The sequence below is a fragment of the Geitlerinema sp. CS-897 genome, from assembly GCF_028368005.1.
Taxonomy (GTDB): domain Bacteria; phylum Cyanobacteriota; class Cyanobacteriia; order Cyanobacteriales; family Geitlerinemataceae; genus Baaleninema; species Baaleninema simplex.
This window is the reverse complement of the sequence record NZ_JAQNCQ010000142.1, coordinates 1-19,239: the sequence shown is the minus strand read 5'-3', so window position 1 is coordinate 19,239 and position 19,239 is coordinate 1. Positions and strand designations below refer to the sequence as shown.

Sequence of the window (19,239 nt, the reverse complement as noted above, 5' to 3'; positions counted from 1 at the left end):
CAGTTACGAGCGGAAACCGCTGCTTGGTCGAGCGACATTAACCATTCCCAGCGCGGGGTTGACTGGCAGATGAAGGTAGAGGACGCACGCTGCAAGCTGGCCTCGGTCTACCCTAAAATTAAGTTTTGACGCTGCACTAGTGCAGTGTCAGCCCTAATTCTTAAAGTTGACGCTGCGCTAGTGTATTCGGGTTTTGGTGTAGGGAGGAAGATTTTTTGTATATTTCTATACAAATTTCTAAATCGTGGAGGAAAGTTTCTCCCCATCGACCGAGGAGATCTGGTGCGGGTTGCAACCCCGCCAACTCGACAGTTCTCGAAACGGCATTTGCTATAATTCACCCGAGACGCGCGGGGAGAGCAACATGGCAAAATCCATACCCTTACCCAATCTCGATCGCCGAGCCGAACGGGATTCGGCTCGACCGTGGACGGAAATTGCCGAAACCGCCTCGATTATTGCCTCGGGAGGCGGCGTCGCTCTGGCGATCGTGTTCCAACAACTGGTATTTGCCATCGTTCCCCCGGTTTTCGCGCTGTCGTTTAATATTGTCAATCGATCGCGCCGCCTCCAACACATTCGCGAGCAAAGCTCGAACGCCACAGTCCAAACGAACCAACTGCGATCGGATTTACAGGCGGTGCAAAGTTCCCTACAAACCCTGCCGATCGCCGATCGCATTGTAGATATCGAACGCTGTGTGACCCGTTTGAGCGAAGCGTTAATGGAGGTTCAACAACGTCAGACTGAGGCGATCGCCGCTACAGAAGAAGATCGCGAGAAAATTAAAGAAGCTTTCGCCATCGTGCGCCAAGGGGTTTACAATCTCAGTCACCACACGAATTCGTCTCTCGATCGCCTGCGGAGCGATTTCGAGACGTTGCGAGTCGATCGCGATCGCACCACGGTAAGAACCTCTGCGGACGCGGTCGAAACGGCGATCGCACCGCTCCGCCAACAGGTCGAGGGTTTGACGCAGCGCGTCGATAACTTAGACCGTCAAAGTACCCTCATCACGCCGCAAGTCCAGCAGTTGACGAAGGCCGTCAAGCAGTTACGGACGCACACGGCTCGACATTGGCTCGAGCGCATCGATCGCCGCCTGGAATCGGCACTTCCTTATACCTACAGTCTCGTGTCTGACGACGCGTCGGAGTTTCTCTACCAGGCGTTGACAACCGCCAAAGAACACGTCGCGATCGTGACGCCTTGGCTGCAACACCAGGGAACCCACAGCGATCGCTTTTTAGCCCAGTTAGAAGAAGCCCTGCAACAAAATCTTTTTGTCAGCATCGGGTGGGGACGCCGCGCCGATATCGGTAAAGCTCGGGGAACCTCTCGCCCGATCGCCCTCAAAGACGGTGGATGGCGCTATCAAATCGACCGCGACCCCCAAGGACATTATCGGTTGCTTCCCCAATTGCTCGGGCTGAAAAAACGCTACAAACGCCTCGATCTCAAACTCCTCGGAACGGCCGATCGCCTGGTCACGTGCGATCGCGAGTGGGCGCTTCTCGGCGGACGGCATTTGCTCTGTAGCCACGACGAAGAAGAGGTGGGACTCTACACCAGCGACCCCCACGTGGTTTCGGATTTGGTCGATCGCTTCGATCTCGTCCCTCAACTGCAACGACGCGCCAGCCGTCAAATGCCCGCACCCCCAGAACGCCGTTCTCTCTCTGCTCTCTCGAGTCCGTCTGAGAAACCCGCAGTTGGCAAGCCGTCCTCGATTTTTCGCTGAAGGTCGATCGACAAGATCCCATCCCTGTCTGCTTTTATTTTAAGGATTTACATTTCTATTATTGAATAAAAAATCAATATTTTATTTACAGAAAACACAACAACATTATTATTTCACAATACTCGAGGTCATATCGCAGTCCCAAATGAGTCGTCAAAAATTAAAACACCAAAAAAATCCGATTCCCTTTTTGTCCCGATTTTGTTACACGACTGATTTAGGGTTGCTATATATCCCGTCAAGGCGATCGCCTCGAACGAATCACAACTCAACGTTCTGAATGCGCGATCGCCAACCTCGCCGCTCGTTTTGCTTCGTTCAAGTCCCGCTGTCGCTTCACTTTTTTATTCTCCGTTTCCTGCCAGCGCAGCGCCACCATAATCGCTACAAACAACATATATCCGGGTTCTTCCATCTGCGAAAAAATCAACCCAAAAATAAAGACCGACGAGAGAAAAAAGCGAGAGAGATCGTCAACCCCGACGTAATTCCAGACCACCCAAGCCAAATACAAATACGCGATCAGTCCCAACCAACCCAAATCGCCCCAAATTCCCGCCCAACCGAACAGAGGCGAAAACATACTCGATTGATTTCCCAACCAACTCGCACCGACAGCACCCCACACCTGACCGCTAGCGATATGTCGCGTCGCCCCCAACGGTCCCAACAAATGCCAGTAAGCCGCTAACATCCATCCCCCGAGGCGACTCACCGTATGACCGGGCCCCAAGCCAAACAGCCAGTTCAACCAAGACTCGTAATGGGTGGGAATAATCCGAATCGCCGCCGTTTTCAATCGCGTTGCTTCTCCGTCGGGACCGTAAATTTCCGGTCGCGCCCAGGTTTGGAACGCCCCAAAAGCGGGAACGTTTTCCACGCACCAAGCAAACACCAGTAAAAAGATAACCGTAATACCAATGTACTTAATCGCTTCACCGACATTTTTCAACTTCGTCACCAGAAGCAACGCACCGCCTCCCAAAAATGCCAACAACACCTGTTTGGCGTCGGCGATTAGCATATGTTGAAACGTGGCCAGGGCGGTGACGACGCGAATCCAGAGGGGAACGCTTTTGGCGCTGACGAGATAGTACAGTCCAAACGTCATCGACACCGAAGCACTGACCACGTGACCCGCGCCAGAATGATAAAACACCCCTTGGATGTAATCAGGGTTTCCCGGCTTGGGGTGACGTCCCAAAATCACGAACAGAAACCATTGTCCGTAAGCGAAAATCAGGTTGGCGAAACCGAAGCGAATCAGCCAAACGCGGAATTTATGAAGGCTGCGTTCGCATAGGGGAACGCATACCAACGCCAACAACATTAAAAACGGTTCGCCCAGGAGCAAAAAGCTAAAAATAATGTTAATAATTCCGGCATTGTTAACGATCGCACTGGCGAACATAACGCTGAGAAGCGCCCACAATCCCGCCAATAACATCCAGGTAATGGTGAGTTGATAGCGGTTTTTAGTGCGAGTTTGAAGTAACGCGACGACACAGGCGAAGGGAACGGCGGCGAAATGTAGAAAGTTAATCGTCGAAGGAGCGCCCGCACTGTCGAGAATTCGGGAAAAAAACGCCGTCGAGAACGCCACCAAAATTAGCGTCGATGTGGTGACGTATCCTTTGGGTTTGACGGGGGGTTTGAGTTTTGGGCGCGTTTTTTGGCTCATGGTTGCGAGCCGACGAACAAAGGGGACATTTTGCCGTATTTCATAGGATAGAGGGCATCGAGGTCGAGATCGCGAGTTTCGCCGTTGCGAATTTCGCGCACGTAAGGTTGAAAGGCGCTGTGATATCCCGCGAAGACGAGGGATTGACTGGAATCGCGATCGAGAAACGCGGGGGTATTTTCAGGAATATCCCGGTGTCCGTAGAGAAATCCCCCCAGCAGTTCCGTGCGGCCGCCGTTTTTCGTCTCGATAAGCACCACGTCTCCTTCCGTTTTCAACCCCAAAATCCAAACGTCCGCCCCGTCGTTTTGGATGTTGGTTTTCCCCGATTCCCGCTTGGCTTCCACGTCCAGTTGACGGCCCCAAACCTGTTGGTTGCTGAAGTCAAAGCGATCGCCGACGACATCTTCGAGAAACAGGCGGCTTCCGGGGGCGCGGTTGCGGTAGCCTCCAGCGCCGAGATGTCGCAATACCAGAGTTCGCGGCGAGGCTTGTTCGACGAAATAGGCCGATTGCAAATAGGCTTCCATCCCTTCGATGCTGACGATATCGGCGGTTCCGTCAACCAGGCGAAAGACGGGGCGGTTTGTATTTTTGAGTCCCTCGCCGGCCATAATTCTCGTAGCCCCGAGTCCCACGATGCGCTGGACGTTCCCGCGAATTTCGATGGTATCGTCGATCGTATATTCGGCGCGAGTCAGGTAGACAGTGGATTTTCCCGAATCGATCGCCCGTTGTAAGGCGGCGGTATCGTCTTTAGCGTCTCCGTCCGCTTTCACCCAGTCAGCGGGGTCGTCCCATACCGTTTCCGGCGTGGGTTCGATGGGGAGATTCAAGGCGGTATCGGAACTGGGAAACAGGGTCAAAACCGGGTGGGAGACGAATTCGGCCACGGGACTGTTGGCGGTGGCGGTGATGTCGTCCACGGTACTGGAGAGGGCGCGACGGTAGCCGTTACTGGTGAGGTTGCGGACGTACAAGCCTCCGTCTCGGGAATTGACGACGGCCGCTTCGGAAGCAGCGTCGCTGTTGAGGGTCGCGTTCGCGAGCGTTACGAGTCCGTGACCGTTTCCCCCTTCGCCATCGCTATCGTTATAGAGGGCGGGGACGCGATTGCGACTGGTGAGGTCTTCGACGTTGAGGACTTGGCGTCGGTTGTAAATTCCGTATTCTCGTTGGCGGCGGAGGTCGATGCGAGAGAGGGTGGCGCTGTGAAGGGCGCCGGTAAAGTAAATTCCGATATCGAAGCCGTCTACGGCGAGGTTATCGACCAATAGAGGACCGTTGAGGGGGGGGCTGAGGTCGAGACCGTAGCGTCCTTGTCGGTCGGGGGTTCGCAGGGTAACGTGGTGGACGCTTCCGTAGTTGTTGGCGCGAAAGCGTAGGGCGATCGCACCGGGATTGCTGCGGCCGGTGTCGAGGGTGATGTAGCTGAGGGTGTTGCGAAAGGCGGTGGCGTCGCCGACTCGTCCTTCCCAAAAGGTGAGGAGGGGTTTGGGTTGCGATCGCTCTTGGAAACCGGGGGCGCGATCGATCAGTCGGATCGCCGTGTTTTGCTGGCTTTGACCTTGCAGGAAAAACCGTTTCTGTCGGCCGTTCTCGTCTCTGATGTGAATCGTATCGCGGACGAGATAGGTTCCGTTGGGAAAGTAGATGAGTTTTCCTCGGTTTTGGGAAATCGCTTGTTGAATTGCGGTGGTATCGTCGCTGACGCCGTCGCCTTTGGCGTTGTAGGGGGCTTGGGTGACGTTGACGATGTCGGGATCGCTGGGAAGGGCGGCCTCGACGGACGGGACGGCGGCCAGAGGGGCGGTTGAGGGGGGAAGGATTTGTACGTCGAAGGCGTGAAGGGCGATCGCGATAACAGTACAGGCGGCCGCGAGACCGACCCAAATCGGGCGCGTTCGCCATCGCGTTAACGAGTTGAGGAGGTTTAGCATACGAGGAAAAGAAGCGTTGGCTGAGGCCAGCGACGAAACGCTAGGACAACTTTTTTCAAGGCGTTTTAAAAGCCGCGATCGCTCGCGTTTTTTCTATTGTTTCGATGTCGAGACAACGCGATCGTTTTGGGTCGTACTGAGGTCGCGATCGCCGATTTATCGGTCTGCGATCGATGGTAGCAAATTCTTCGAGCAAGCTCTTGCCACTTTTTGAGGGTGGCGTATAATCGGGATGATATTGCTCGGATAGCCAAGCCCATGGTGACTATACCCACTTGGATCGATCCAATGGTCAAACCGCTGAAAGCAGCGGTCAGTCAAAAGATCGACCAGAAAATTCGTGCTTATACCGAAACAGTTCCCATCAGTGAGTTTTTACCGGAAGACGATGTGTTTATCGTCGGCTATCCGAAATCGGGGAATAGCTGGTTTCAAAATCTCATCACGGGATTAGTTTACGGTGTCAATCCCGCTCAAGCTCCCGATGCGATCGTTCAAGATTTAGTTCCCGACATTCATTACAAACGATATTATCGGCGTTACAGTACGCCGATGTTTTTTAAGTCTCATTTGCCCCCCCAACCGACGTATCGAAAAGTTATCTATTTGTTGCGAGACGGACGAGACGTGATGGTTTCGTACTATCGCTTTTTACAAGCTTTGCGATCGAGCAAAAATGAATCTGTCGATTTTCTCCACATGGTTAAAACGGGAGAAGGACTGTTTCAAAATCGTAAATGGCACGATCAGGTCGAAGCGTGGTTAAAAAATCCTCACCAAGCTGATACGATCACCGTTCGCTACGAGGATATGTTAGAGCGTCCGGTTGACGAACTCGAACGAGTGTGTGAGTTTATCCACTTCGAGGCCAGTCGCGACGTTTTAGAACAAGTGACAGTAGCCGCATCGTTTCAAAGTCTTCGCAAAAAGGAAGAAAAGTTTGGTTTAAACAATCCTGGCTGGCCGAAAGATAAGTTTTTTAACCGTCGCGGAAAAGCCGGATCTTATAAGGATGAAATGCCGAAAGAGGTGTTAGAAGCGTTCATGGAAGAGGCAGGAGAAACCCTCGAAAAAGTCGGATACGAGGTCTGATTTTTAGGTGCATTTCACTTTTATAAAGGCTTATGATTCTGGGGTAACTTGGGTGAAGCGATCGCGAAACCCAACAACAGCTCAATTCACGGCAGAGACCCCGATCTGATAAACTTACATTTTTGAGATGCACCGTTGGGGAGAGCCACAGCGAAATCCAACAGCCGCTTGCTTGAGTGTGGAAGTTCGTATCCGGTGAATTTAAGTTTTTGAGATGCACCCGTGCGAATTTTGTAGGATTTAGCGTGCGATCGCCCACAACACAACAACGAGACAACAAACTGTGACAAAAACGACGAAACAATCGATCGGATGGATCGTGTTTGGTTCGATGCTTTCCATGTCCTTAGTGGGATGCTTGAAAACTGTCGAACCGTCACCGACTGCAACGGAAACTTCAACGAGCGATCGCACATCGGAAGACCGAAAAACTTGCGTTGCGGACTACAACCCCGATCTCGATTATTTTCCAGATAAAGCGACTCTCGAATATGCCAAGGGTTTTGAAGTAGACTATCACAAAAACTATAAAGTCGTAACCGTTCGCGATCCTTGGAACTTAGAAAAAGAGCCGTTTCAATACGTTCTCGTACAATGTGGAACCCCAGTCCCCGAAGAATTTAAAAATTCAGAAATTATCGAAATTCCAGTTCGTTCGGTTGCCGCTCTTTCAACGACCTATTTATCTCATTTAGATGCCTTAAACTTAGTCGATCGCCTGACGGGAGTTCAAGACGCCAAAACCGTGAGTACCCCCAGCATTCGACAACGCATTGACAGTGGGGATATCATCGAAGTCGCCTACAATCGCACCATCGACATCGAAGGTATTTTAGCCTTAAACCCCGATTTGATCGTCACCTTTGGAGTCGAAGCCACGGACTCAGAAAGTTATGCTAAGCTCCTCGAAGCAGGATTTGACGTAGCGGTCAATTCTGAATATTTAGAAAATGCCCCCCTCGGACGTGCTGAATGGCTGAAATTTACGGCGTTATTTTTTAACCGAGAAGCCGATGCAGAACGAATTTTTTCAGACATTGCACGTGACTATAACCGTATTGCAGAACTGACAAAAACTGTCGAAGATCGCCCCACCGTGCTTACTGAATTTAACTATCAAGGAACGTGGTTCGTTCCCGGCGGTGAAAGTTACGTCGCCAAATTTTTAGAGGACGCGGGGGCAGATTATTTGTGGAAAGATACCGATTCGACGGCGAGTCTTCCTCTGGATTTTGAAGTCGTCTACGATGTAGCGGCGGATGCAGATTTCTGGCTGAACGTCGATCGCAACTGGGACACCAAAGAGGACGCGATCGCCGACGATCCGAGATACCGAAATTTTGAGGCGTGGCAAACCGGACAAATTTATAATTATACGGCGCGAGTCAACGAATACGGCGGTAACGACTACTGGGAAAGCGGCGTGTTAAACCCGCACGTTATTTTAGCCGATCTCGTAACGATTTTTCATCCCGAACTGTTGCCGAATACGGAAAAAGTGTATTACGAAAAAATTGATGGCGACTCATAAAAAAACTGTACTTTTGCCGATTCAAATACAGTAAACTTCTTTTAAAAATGTGAAATTTACTGGAATCTCTCCAGATCCCCGGCATCTCCAAGATGCCAGGGATATTATGCGGGAGAAATTTAAGCTCGGGTAGGGTGGGCATCGTCCACCTTTCCCAAACTTCATCAACTTACCAAACAGCTTAAAAGGGCTGGTGAAATATGCGATCGCCAAAAATCGAGATAAAATAAAAAACTTCCCCGTCTCGATCGAGACCGTCGGTCAACTCGCCGTAGTATGGTTACGAAAATCGCTCAAATTACCGATACACATCTGTTTGCCGATCCCGATACCCTCATGAGAGGCGTTGCCCCTTGGCACAGTCTCAAAGCTATTTTAGAGCGTGTCAAACTAGAAAATCCCGATGCAATACTCCTAACGGGAGATTTAGCCGAAAACGGCGACGCTAAAGCTTACGATCGCCTGTTCGATCTCGTGTCGCCGCTGCAAATTCCCACCTACTGCATTCCTGGCAACCACGATCGCGTCGATCTCCTGAAAACGCACCTGAATCGATCGCCGCTTTTCACGACTCCCAACGCCCTAACCTTCGACAACTGGCGGTTTATCTTACTCGATTCGACGATGGAAAATCCCAAATTCGGCGAAGGTTGTCTCTCAGAACAAACGTTAGCGGCGTTGGAAACCACCTTAAACACCTCGAACGTTCCCACTGCGATCGCCTTACACCACCATCCCGTCGAGACGGGTATCGACTGGCTCGATACCATCGATCTCATTAATACCACTGACTTTTTAGCAATTCTCGATCGCGTCGATTGCGTCAAACTGGTTGTGTTCGGTCACGTTCACCTCGAAATCGATCGTACCTGGGGCGACGTCCGCTTTTACGGAACCCCGTCTACTTGTACCCAAGTGTTACCCGAAAACCCCAGCCAAAGCGATCGCTATCCCGGTTTTCGCTGGCTGGAACTGTATCCCGACGGAAGCCACCGCAGCCGAGTCGTTCGCGTCCCCCTCGAATCGGGGGAATCGCCGTGAAACCTCACCATCCTTCACGTCGCTTTCTCGTGTGGTGGGTACTCCTGGGACTGTTTCTCCTCGCCGTCAGTCTCGACTTGTCAGTGGGTTCTGTGTCGATTCCCCTCAAAGAGATCGTCACCATCCTTCTCGGCGGCGATCCCGAAGTAGAAACTTGGCGAGCGATCGTACTGACCTTTCGCCTCCCGAAAGCCATCACCGCCATCGTTGCGGGGGCGGCTTTGTCCGTCGCGGGGCTGCAAATGCAAACCTTGTTTGGTAACCCTCTCGCCGGGCCGTTTGTCCTGGGGATCAGTTCCGGTGCGAGTTTGGGGGTCGCACTCGTGGTATTGGTCGGAAGTGCAGGAAGTTGGGAACGGATGCTGTCAGCCAGTGGCGGTGCGGCGGTGGTGTTGGGACTCGTCGTCCTCACCGCGCAACGGGTTCGCAACCGAGAGACGCTGTTGTTGTTGGGGTTGATGTTCGGTTACGCCGCCAACGCGATCGTGACAATATTATTGCACTTCAGCTCCTCGGAACAGATGCAATCTTACATTACCTGGACGTTCGGCAGTTTCGGCGGCGTCACCTGGGATCGCATGACCCCTTTCGTCGTGACGGTGTGTCTGGGGTTGCTGGTGGCGTATTTGCTGGCGAAACCCCTCAATTTACTGTTATTGGGCGAAACTTCCGCGCGAACCTTGGGGTTGCGAATGCGGTGGTTGCAATTTTGGACGATTACCAGTGCGGCGGTGTTAGCCGGAAGCGTGACAGCATTTTGCGGGCCGATCGCCTTTCTCGGGGTCGCGGTTCCCCACCTCAGTCGCGCCCTCTTAAAAACCTCCGATACGCGCCATTTGTTGTTAGCTGTCACTGTATTGGGGGCAACCCTGGCATTATATTCCGATTGGGTGGCACAACTTCCCGGTCGTCAAGTGGTGTTGCCCTTAAATGCCGTCACTGCTGCTTTGGGAACGCCCGTTGTGACTCATGCCATTTTGCAGCGACATCGTCGGTAGGCGATCGCTCCCCGTCAATTCCCGCCACCAAGACAACGGCAACACCAACGTTTCTCACCACACCTCGAAATTGTTTTTTTTATTTACAGATTGTGACAAGACATTTTTGTACTAAAATAGAATTCGATGTTACAATTTCAAGGTTGCCGGATATGCAAGAGCAAAGTCTAGCACGATCGCCAGAGCGTCAAAAGAAAAAAGCTTACAGCTACAATCCCTTGGCTCAACCATTTTTAAAATGGGCTGGAGGGAAGAGACAACTCATCCCAATTATCAAAAAGTATATTCCACGAAAGTATACTCAATACTATGAACCGTTTGTTGGTGCGGGTGCAGTTCTGTTCTCACTTCAACCCACAAAAAAAAGCATTGTAATTAATGACACGAACTCCGAGTTAATTAATTGCTACAAGACGATTAGAGACAATCCTGAAGACTTACTAAACCTTTGCAAGCAACACGAACGCAATAACTCAAAAGAGTATTACTATAAATTGCGCGGTCGAGACAGACAGCCGGGTTTCGAGAAATTATCGTCTGTCGAACGAGCCGCACGAATAATATATTTAAACAAAACCTGTTTCAATGGATTGTTCCGTGTTAACAGCCAGGGGCAATTTAATGTTCCCTATGGAGACTATGCTAATCCTGTTGTCGCAGATCCTGCTGTTATCAAAGCAGTCAGCACATTTCTCAATCAAAGATCGGTGACGATCGATCGAGGAGATTTTGAGGAATCAGTCTCAAAAGCCAAGAAAGGTGCTTTTGTTTATTTCGATCCTCCCTACCATCCCATCTCTGACACCTCATCTTTCACCGGGTATAGTATTAATGGTTTTGGCGAGATCGAGCAGAAGAGATTGAAGTCAGTCTGCGATGAGTTATCAGATCGAGGTTGTCATGTATTGGTCAGCAATTCTAATGCTCCATTTATTCGTGAGTTATACGGCGATCCTCGATATGAAATCGTTAAAGTTAGGGCGTCACGTTCGATCAATTCAGTTGGATCGAAAAGAGGTAAAATTGGAGAATTGCTGATTTATAATAAGTATAGCAACCCTAAGTGACTTGTGGAACAATCTCATCTCTATCGATTCTCACCCGAGATCCCCAGCATCTTAGAGAGTCCGGGGATCTGGAGAGACAATCTAACCTTCAAATAAAAGTTTTAATCGGTAACTCATCTGCGATAACTTAGAATTTTTATATAAGTGTCAGACCTTCTAAAAAGGGTGCATCTCAAAAATGTAAATTTATCAGAAACCAGCTTTTGCACTCGATTTAGCTGCTGTTAGGTTTCGCGAGCGATCTATCCAACTTACCCCAAATTCATATTTTTGCATCCATTGAGATACACCCCTTGAAAATGGATTTCTACTAAACTCTCCTGTGGTGGCTCCCGAAAGCATTATTATACAAGAAATTCAACCATTTGCTTAAGATCGAGTATCGTATCCCGTCTCAGAGAGCCAGTTAGTATTATGAACGAAGAGCAAAAACCCCCCAATGTGCCAGCCTCTAAAACCATCTATGCAGTTCTCGGATTTCTTGAAGAATATATTGGAAGAAGAATCGTAAAAAACGGTGAAGTTGTCGAACACTTTTGGGTCAATGAAGCCCGAAAAGCAGACATATTTGAGAAGTATTTAGTCCGCTTAATTAATGAGTATAACCTCTCAACTTCTCTTCGTCGAGAGGTCTCAAAAGCTCATACATACTTTCTCTCTCCTGAACTAACGCAACTCATTAACTCATTTTATCTAAAACACAACTTGACTGGAATGGATGCAGATGGAAACCCAGCTTATACGACAGGACAAGGCTTTATTCAGAAAAATACGGGGGAAATTTCAGCAGTAGTTTTTCCATCAGGCGATCGAGAAGCCAAGATTTCTTATTTAATTGGCGTGCATCAGCGTTATGGTGAAGAAAATATGTTTTTGTTTGCTAACGCATATCATAAAGCTCAGCTTGTGTATCAACTACTAAAAGAACTTGGAAGTCCTAGCGTTGTATTTGTTTATCCCAATCCAGAGCGAGCGCCAAGTCCTTTTCGTGTAGCATTTGAGCCAACAGCAGAGTTAATAGATCGTTTTTGTTTGCGTGCATTCGATGGCAATGCAGTAGAATAATCTGGTTTTATATAATTAGATATTTTATCATAAATTCAAAATTTTATGACAAATAAAAACCAATATTTTAATTGATATGCAGCACAGGATTTTATTTACCAACTTTGTTTTTTGATATTCAACCTAAGTCAATCAAATGCTACACATTATAAACAAACTTCCCTTTGGCGATCGATACGCCGCACCTCGCTACTTTAAACGTTGGGTTGCCGATCCAATTCCCCAGTATCTAAGCAATTTTAGGGGAGGATATCAAGGAGGATTGTTCAAAGGGTTTATACTGATATCATTTAATTACAGACCACCGTTTGAACGAGACGGGTTTCCTGAAGGATATATTTCTAAAAATCCTAAAACTGATGCTGCAAGTCGTACCCTGAAAATATTCATTAATCTTCTCCTGAAAGAAACACTGACATTAACAAAAACTTATTTCAAGCCATCTCATCCCAGTGGAGGAGGAAGTACTTTTATTTTTATAGACGATACAGTCCACAGGGGCGTTTTCTACGAAGCCATATATTTTCCGTTTTTGCAGTGATTGCAGATGGAGTTCTTGGGGTTTGTCAGAGTGGAGCAAGTCTAGGAAAATCTGTTGCAAGTCGTCTAACTTGGTGTTGTAGGGGACGTTACAGCATTCTTGGCGACTCTGATATAATTATCAATTATGGTAGCTTCCTAAAGTTCCTGACTTTGAGACCGTTATACTGCTATAAATCATGTAGTTAAGCAATGGGTATCCGCTTCTTCGATGCTGACGGTAACGAGATTGTGTCGCCACAGAGACCCGTTTGCGAAGTGGTATGGATTGGCGAACTCGGCGGCGAGTTTGACGAAACATCCGTGACGCTCTCAGTTTATTCTAAGACTCTCGATCTCGACGAAGTTACTGAACTACTGGGTGTTCAGCCAACAAAGGCATGGAACCCCGGCGAGCGACATCCCGTCGGTAACGGCCGGTCGAGAAAGACACGAATTGTTGAATGGGGTAAATGGCGGTTGACGAGCGAGAGGAATCGAAAACCCGTCGAACCAAAGATTCGCAAACTCCTGCAACAATGTACACCCGATCTCAAGATATGGCAGATGCTCGCGTCAAAATATGATATTTGGCTTACAATTGCTGCTCACCTTAACAACTGGAATCGCGAGCTTGATTTGACACCTGACATACTGCAATTACTCTCAGAGCGTCACCTAATGCTCAAGGTTGACGTTTACTTCGATGGTGACGAAGACAAATAGTTATTGTTTGATGAAATAGATTTCAGTAGCGAGCAAAGTTTGGCTTTATGGGTGGTCATCCTTGGTATTACTTCACGACTTATCAAGCAGATATTAATGCCGTGCTTCAAGCTCTTAGAGAACAAGAGTTTCGAGCAGGACGCTATGGTTCGAGCTATTTATTGAGTCAGTCAAGCTCTCTCTTGCGTGAATATTTATCAACCGAAGAGTTTGAGAAGTTTAGTAATTTTGTAAATCAACCTAGACCTTCCGCAGATGATTTGATTAAAGCGCATGGTAGTGTTCGAGCTGCAATGGAAGCAGTTCTTGAAGCATCTGAAGCTGATGGGACTCAGTCAATTCTTGACATTCTACACGTGTCTGAAGAGCAAAATACCTCCTCTGTCTGCCCGTTATCGGATGAGGAGTTACAAGCAATATTTCAGACAACCGAGCCAACACATAAGATGATTGAGTCGATTCTTCTGTATGAGAGTGAGGAGAACTCCTGGGAAACCTTTTGGGATAGTATCGAGCGCGGAGAAGGAAGGTACATCATAGTCTATAAAGATGGCAAGCCAGTAGAGATTTTCTTCGCTGGCTATTCTTTTGACTAAGTATATAGCCAGCCCAACTGATTCGTGAATTCTTGTAATCTGAAAGTACTGTAGCACGGCGATCCCAACTACAGAGGGCGTTCACAACTCAAATGATTCTGCTATAGATATTTCACGACCTCAATCAGACACCTCCACCGGCCAGTTTTGAAACGGCCCGGGAAACCGTTCCCCCTCCTCAACAACATTTCCCAAAAAGTCCCGACTGGGCAACGGAAGCGGCGGAATCGCAAACCGGGGCATCACCGACGCCTCCGCCACCTCCAAATCGGGGGTAAACGTCCCCAGAGAAATCGCCCCTTTTTCGATCGCCCCGTTCGCAATTTCCCCTACCCACACCGGGGCGACACTGTGGCGATCGCTCCCCGTCAATTCCCGTCATCAAGACAACGGCAACACCAACGTTTCTCACCACACCTCGAAATTGGGTTTCTCCGTTTACAGATTGTGACAAGACATTTTTGTACTAAAATAGAATTCGATAAAGATTCGGAAAATGACGGCTGACTTCTTGCGACCACTGTTTGAGGTAAGCTCAGTTGTACTTCATGGCTTCTCCTAAACGAGTCTACAGCTTTCTCTTTGTCGGTTCTTTCTCTTTCTATTACGATCGTAGGTCAGCTCTCCCCTTCTCCCTTGCTCCCCTTCTCCCTTACTCCCTTGCTCTTCATCTCACCATCTCCCGCGCCGTCGCAAATGTGGTTTGACTGTCTGCATCGCCCACCCAACGCCAATGCCAGGGTTCGTAACTGACACAGGGATGCGTGCGGGGAAACGACATTTCAAACCCGTATTCTCCGGCGTGGACGATGAGCCACAATCCCGCCATCGACATTTCAAAGTGAGGGTGAACGTCGTATTCTGGGGCGTTAGCGTCGCCGATATCGATCGCATATCCTGTGTGGTGTTCGCTGTACCCCGGTGGTGCGGAGACTCGCGCCCGTTCGGGGAGACTTTGTCCCCGTTGGCTGGCGCCGCCGAAAAACAGGCTGTGTTGCGTGGAGCGATCGCGAAATCCCGAAAGCGGAACCAACTGCACCCCCTCGCGGGCGGCCGCTTGCTGCATGGCGAGGAAACTGGCGGCGGCGGGAGTGCGTAAGTATTGACCGTTTCCCACGGACACGAGATCCCGTTGGGATGCTTCGGGATAGGGAAAATGGCCGTAGGCGGCGGCGGTTGAAGTCGCCGCACAGTCTAACTTCGGTTTCGCCGGAGGACTTGACATAACATCCGTCTGTTGAGCGGTGGCGATCGATGGGGACAGTCCCAAAACCGAGATGAGAGCAACCGTCGTCTGACAGGCGCGATCGATCCAAGCCATAAGCATCGTTCCGACTCGTTTGGGGTCATTGTACTGGAAGCGAGCCGCCAAAAAAAGGACGCACCGTAGCGCGTCCGAACCGTCAAGTTTGACGAATTTTGAAAGTTTGGCAAGAATCGATTACAACCGAGCTTTAACAGCAGCTAATCGTTCGACTCCCTCAAACGCATAACGTTCGTAGCCGTTACGTTGAATCAACTCTTCCATATAACGCACGCGAGAGGCGGGGGCGGGGTGCGTCGAGAGATAGGGAATCACCGGACCTCGTTGTTCCTGGCGCAGCGTTTCCATAAAGTTACGCAAGCCGTCGGCGGCGTATCCCGCACTGTTAATCACGCGAGTTCCTAAGATATCCGACTGACGCTCGTGTTTGCGGCTGTAGTCGAGGCTGACGAGAGTTCCTAACAAGTCGCCAAAGGGAATTTCGCGAGCGAGGTTCGAGAGGAGGTTGTTGGTGACAATGCGTTGGAAACCGTGGGACAAGACGGCGTGACCGACTTCGTGTCCCAGAAGTCCGGCCAGTTCCGCTTCCGATCGCGCCGCTTGAATGGCTCCCGTATGGACGAAGACTTTACCGCCGGGAAGGGCGAAGGCGTTAAGGGTGTCGTCGCGAACCACGTAAAACTCGTAATCGAACTCGTCCCGTCCCATGTACTGAGCAACCTCCTGTCCGATGTCGTTGACGTAACTGAGAACCTCGGGGTCGTCCAGCATGGGAAGTTCCTGTCGGACTTGGGCGGCCACTTGTTCGCCGAGGCGAGACTCGCCAGCTACCATCAACTGAGCCAGGTTAATGGCTTGGAAGATCGTCGAAGTGGTACGTCCGGTCAAGACGCCGACGGCTAAGCCTCCGAGACCGCGCAGAGCGATGTTTTCGCGGAGTTTGCGCCGGAAGCTACGGAGATAGCGATCGGAGAGTTCTAGGATTTCTTCAGATTCCGGGTGGTCGGGGTTAACGATGGCGAACTCGCGGGCGACGATCGCCGCTTCGAGACGTTGTCCGTCGTCGCGGAGGGTTTCGGCTAACAGTCGCGCCAGTTCGTAGGATTGGGGAAACTGCGTCGTAGCGTCTTCGAGAACGACGATCGCTTCTTCGGTGCGATCGTCTTCAAGGAGAGCTTCGGCGATGAGTTTGTATGCGGGGGCGAATCCGGGGGCTTCTTGAAGCAGAAGTTCGAGGGAGGATTCGACTTGCGTTTCGCGATCGTTGGCTAAACCGTCCCGAACGTTATCCCAGTACACGCGTGCGGCGGGGGACAGTTCCTCTTCGGTAATCGGCTCGACGACTTGAAGCTCGCCTTCGCGGGGAAAGGGCGGTTTGACTTGTCGGTAGAGACGTTGGGCTTCTGCGATGTTTCCTTCGAGATAGAGGCGATCGCCTCGCGCGAGGAGTTCTTCTTCTCGGGTGAGCGACACCGAACCGCTAGAGGGAGCGGAAACCCTGGCGGGATCGGGTTTGCTCGCGGTGGGCGAGGTTGCGCCTAAGTCGTAGACGGTGAGGGTGTAGCGTCCCCGTCCTCGGGCGTCGAAGGCGTTGGCGACGATGCGATAGGTTCCGGTGCGAGGAAGGGTGACGGTGAGTTCGGCGTTAGGATCGTTGCGGGCGCGATCGTCGTTTTCTCCGAGGGGGCGATCGTCTGGTCCGAGGAGGATGAGATAGGTGTCGAAGTCTCGGCTTTCGAGTTGGATGCGAATTTCTTGACCCGCTCGTCCGTCAAAGCTGTACAGGTCGAAGCGACTGCGATCGCGCAGGACGTCGTCGCTGTTGTCGAGACTCCCGTTTTCTTGGAAGATTTGACGCTGGGCGAGGTGTTCGGTGTTAGATTCGGGGCGATCGCGGTTTAGGGCTTTTTGCGATTTTTCGGTGGCAACCTCTGAAACCGGATAGGTTTTCAAACTAATGGATTTGCGCGGGTAAAATTGCGGAGCCTGTGCGCTTGGCGTGGCGGCCACAACACCTCGGAGAAACAGAGGAATATTGGGTAGAAATAGGTTTAAGCTGAGGAAAAATGCCGTTCCCAAAAGGAAGCAGAGAAGGTTTCGTAAGCGTTTCATGGGAGGATTTTGTGAGAACGATAAACGGAGAAGTGGGAGAGAACCATCGAGATTTGAAAACGCCGATACCCATAAAAAAGTCGTTTTTTGATGGTAAAATGGCTGTTCGATCTGAGTTTTTCAGACGTTTGACGGTTCGCGATCGAGCGATTTAGATTGAAGGGGCTATCGTTACAATTAGATGAAAAACTGCTCGAAAATGTTTCGCAGGTTAGGAAAACGCTTTGCATTTTACCGAGCCGACCTCGTTTTTTCAGGACTTCAAACGATAATCTTTAGATCGGGCGATCGCTGGAAAATACAGTGCGAAATCTAGATACGTAAAAAAAGATTTGTCAACTAATTTTCGCGATATTTAATAAAATTTCATAAGTTTGCGATCGCGCGGGAAGTTTCCCAACCCGCCAAACGGCGAACGCCCCCAACCGCAGCATACGAGAAACCGTAGAGGTGCGATCGCCGCTTCGATCCAGTTTTGCGATCGGTCGTCGTCCCGTCCGACTTAGCGTTGGCGAGAATAAGTTCCAACGAGTTCCCCTCGCGCGAGAACGTGACCTTCCATCGCCTCGAGAACGTCCGCCTTCGTCGCCCCCGCCTCCAAATCGAGCGTCGTATCGAGGGCGTACAGTTTGAAAAAGTAGCGGTGCGTACCGCCAGGAGGACAGGGGCCGCCGTACTTCTGCTTGCCAAAATCGTTTTGACCAAACGTGCAACTGGGCGCTCTTCCCTCTGCAATCTGTCTCGTCTCGGGAGAAATATCGAACACCACCCAATGCACGAAGGTTCCCACCGGAGCGTCCGGGTCGTCTACGATTAACGCGAGGCTTTGCGTTCCCTCTGGGGGAGCATCCCAATTTAACGGCGGAGAGAGATCGTCTCCATCGCAAGTATATTTCTTAGGGATGGCGGTGTGGACGGTGAAGGCAGTGCTAGAAAGATTCATCGTCGGTACGGTGTCGTCTACGACTTCGAGGGTGACACGATCGCCACTGGCTTCGCAAGCCGTCAGCATTAAGCCCTTGACATACTCCCCAGCCTGAAGGCGTGGGGATTCTTTACGCTTCATTGAGTTGTGCTACCGAAGTAGTCTGACCATCTCTCGACGTACATTTAAGGTCGTGCCGATGCCCCATGCCGACCATTTCTATATTTTTAGACGCATTATCATCTCGGTCGTGTTCTGTACCGCAATTTAGGCAAATCACTGACCGCACAGACAAATCAATTTTTTCCCACCTATAACCGCAATTAGAACAGGTTTGACTGGTGGGTTCCCAACGTCCGATAACTACAAACTTGCGTCCGTACTTTTCAGACTTTGCTTCAACCAATACCCTGAACTCTCGCCAGCCTTGTTGACTGATAATTCTAGACAACTTACGGTTTTTAACCATTCCTGACACGTTCAAATCTTCCAAAACGATAGTTTGGTTTTCACTAACGACCTTGGTTGATAGTTTATGTAGGAAGTCTTGGCGAGTGTCTGCAATCTGATTGTGTAGTTTGGCTATCTGAATACGGGTTTTGTTTCTGCGTTTTGAGTCTTTCTGCTGTCGTGCTAACTTGCGCTGAAGTTTGCGAAGCTTGCGGTCTAAATGCTTGTAACAAGGACTTGCCGTTTTTTCACCATTACTCATCACAGCAAAAGTTTTAATTCCTAAATCAATACCAATGCTTTGGTTTTTAGCATCAATACTGATTGGCTCAACCTCTACGACAAAGCTCAGGAAGTAACGGTTAGCACAGTCCTTAATAACAGTTACAGAGGTAGGACTTGCGGGTAGCTCTCTTGACCAGACAGGCTTAACAACGCCAATCTTTGCAAGATAAACACCTTTGTCTTTAATGGAGAAACCTCCAATTCTG

The 19,239-nt window shown here is 50.1% G+C and carries 18 protein-coding genes; 10 read left to right on the top strand and 8 right to left on the bottom strand.

Translation table 11 applies throughout. The features are described from left to right. The first annotated feature begins 364 nt into the window (after positions 1-364). On the top strand, positions 365-1,741 hold the full coding sequence (locus POG22_RS08895) for a phospholipase D-like domain-containing protein (RefSeq protein ID WP_498904813.1): 1,377 nt from the start codon (positions 365-367) through the stop codon (positions 1,739-1,741). Between the two features lie 268 nt (positions 1,742-2,009). Here POG22_RS08895 and POG22_RS08890 read toward each other — a convergent pair whose 3' ends face one another. Together POG22_RS08890 and POG22_RS08885 are read right to left on the bottom strand one after the other, a co-directional pair. Beyond that, positions 2,010-3,422, bottom strand: coding sequence for a hypothetical protein (locus POG22_RS08890; protein ID WP_498904812.1), 1,413 nt, complete (start codon positions 3,420-3,422; stop codon positions 2,010-2,012). Further along, positions 3,419-5,362: a glycosyl hydrolase family 28-related protein gene (locus POG22_RS08885; RefSeq protein ID WP_498904810.1), complete on the bottom strand. Its 1,944-nt coding sequence runs from the start codon at positions 5,360-5,362 to the stop codon at positions 3,419-3,421. Before POG22_RS08885 ends, POG22_RS08890 begins: the two co-directional genes overlap by 4 nt. 258 nt (positions 5,363-5,620) lie before the next feature. On the opposite strand from POG22_RS08885, the gene POG22_RS08880 reads away from it, so the two are divergent. The 9 genes from POG22_RS08880 to POG22_RS08840 all read left to right on the top strand — a co-directional run bounded on the left by POG22_RS08880 (position 5,621) and on the right by POG22_RS08840 (position 13,997). Beyond that, entirely contained in the window at positions 5,621-6,454 is an 834-nt protein-coding gene (locus POG22_RS08880; protein ID WP_498904808.1) for a sulfotransferase domain-containing protein, read from the top strand. Positions 6,455-6,737: 283 nt separating this feature from the next. After that, the gene (locus POG22_RS08875; RefSeq protein WP_498904807.1) at positions 6,738-7,985 is read left to right on the top strand and encodes an ABC transporter substrate-binding protein; all 1,248 of its coding nucleotides are present in this window, start codon (positions 6,738-6,740) and stop codon (positions 7,983-7,985) included. Between the two features lie 276 nt (positions 7,986-8,261). Beyond that, positions 8,262-9,026, top strand: a complete 765-nt coding sequence (locus POG22_RS08870) for a phosphodiesterase (protein ID WP_498904805.1) — start codon at positions 8,262-8,264, stop codon at positions 9,024-9,026. Further along, a complete protein-coding gene (locus POG22_RS08865) occupies positions 9,023-10,024 on the top strand; it encodes an iron ABC transporter permease (protein ID WP_150128504.1) in 1,002 nt (333 codons plus the stop codon). The genes POG22_RS08870 and POG22_RS08865 overlap by 4 nt, the downstream gene beginning before the upstream one ends. A gap of 152 nt (positions 10,025-10,176) precedes the next feature. Beyond that, a complete protein-coding gene (locus POG22_RS08860) occupies positions 10,177-11,091 on the top strand; it encodes a DNA adenine methylase (RefSeq protein WP_498904803.1) in 915 nt (304 codons plus the stop codon). Between the two features lie 414 nt (positions 11,092-11,505). After that, a complete protein-coding gene (locus POG22_RS08855; protein WP_498904802.1) occupies positions 11,506-12,156 on the top strand; it encodes a hypothetical protein in 651 nt (216 codons plus the stop codon). Between the two features lie 136 nt (positions 12,157-12,292). Continuing rightward, positions 12,293-12,697 carry a hypothetical protein gene (locus POG22_RS08850; protein ID WP_498904801.1) on the top strand — a complete coding sequence of 135 codons (405 nt, stop codon included), beginning with the start codon at positions 12,293-12,295 and terminating at the stop codon, positions 12,695-12,697. Positions 12,698-12,888: 191 nt separating this feature from the next. Then, entirely contained in the window at positions 12,889-13,401 is a 513-nt protein-coding gene (locus POG22_RS08845; RefSeq protein WP_498904800.1) for a DUF4279 domain-containing protein, read from the top strand. A gap of 47 nt (positions 13,402-13,448) precedes the next feature. Beyond that, the gene (locus POG22_RS08840) at positions 13,449-13,997 is read left to right on the top strand and encodes a hypothetical protein (RefSeq protein ID WP_498904799.1); all 549 of its coding nucleotides are present in this window, start codon (positions 13,449-13,451) and stop codon (positions 13,995-13,997) included. A 120-nt stretch (positions 13,998-14,117) separates the two neighbouring features. On the opposite strand, the gene POG22_RS08835 is transcribed toward POG22_RS08840, so the two are convergent. The 6 genes from POG22_RS08835 to POG22_RS08810 form a co-directional block, all read right to left on the bottom strand. After that, the gene (locus tag POG22_RS08835) at positions 14,118-14,369 is read right to left on the bottom strand and encodes a hypothetical protein (protein WP_498904797.1); all 252 of its coding nucleotides are present in this window, start codon (positions 14,367-14,369) and stop codon (positions 14,118-14,120) included. Between the two features lie 295 nt (positions 14,370-14,664). Beyond that, the gene (locus tag POG22_RS08830) at positions 14,665-15,324 is read right to left on the bottom strand and encodes a M15 family metallopeptidase (RefSeq protein ID WP_498904795.1); all 660 of its coding nucleotides are present in this window, start codon (positions 15,322-15,324) and stop codon (positions 14,665-14,667) included. A gap of 114 nt (positions 15,325-15,438) precedes the next feature. Continuing rightward, the gene (locus POG22_RS08825; protein ID WP_082901590.1) at positions 15,439-17,373 is read right to left on the bottom strand and encodes a M48 family metalloprotease; all 1,935 of its coding nucleotides are present in this window, start codon (positions 17,371-17,373) and stop codon (positions 15,439-15,441) included. 366 nt (positions 17,374-17,739) lie between these two features. Then, on the bottom strand, positions 17,740-17,901 hold the full coding sequence (locus POG22_RS08820) for a hypothetical protein (RefSeq protein WP_498904794.1): 162 nt from the start codon (positions 17,899-17,901) through the stop codon (positions 17,740-17,742). Next, positions 17,876-18,439, bottom strand: a complete 564-nt coding sequence (locus POG22_RS08815) for a YbhB/YbcL family Raf kinase inhibitor-like protein (protein WP_498904792.1) — start codon at positions 18,437-18,439, stop codon at positions 17,876-17,878. The genes POG22_RS08820 and POG22_RS08815 overlap by 26 nt, the downstream gene beginning before the upstream one ends. Continuing rightward, on the bottom strand, positions 18,429-19,239 hold an 811-nt coding region (locus POG22_RS08810; protein WP_498904790.1), incomplete at its 5' end, for an RNA-guided endonuclease InsQ/TnpB family protein. The genes POG22_RS08815 and POG22_RS08810, both read right to left, overlap by 11 nt.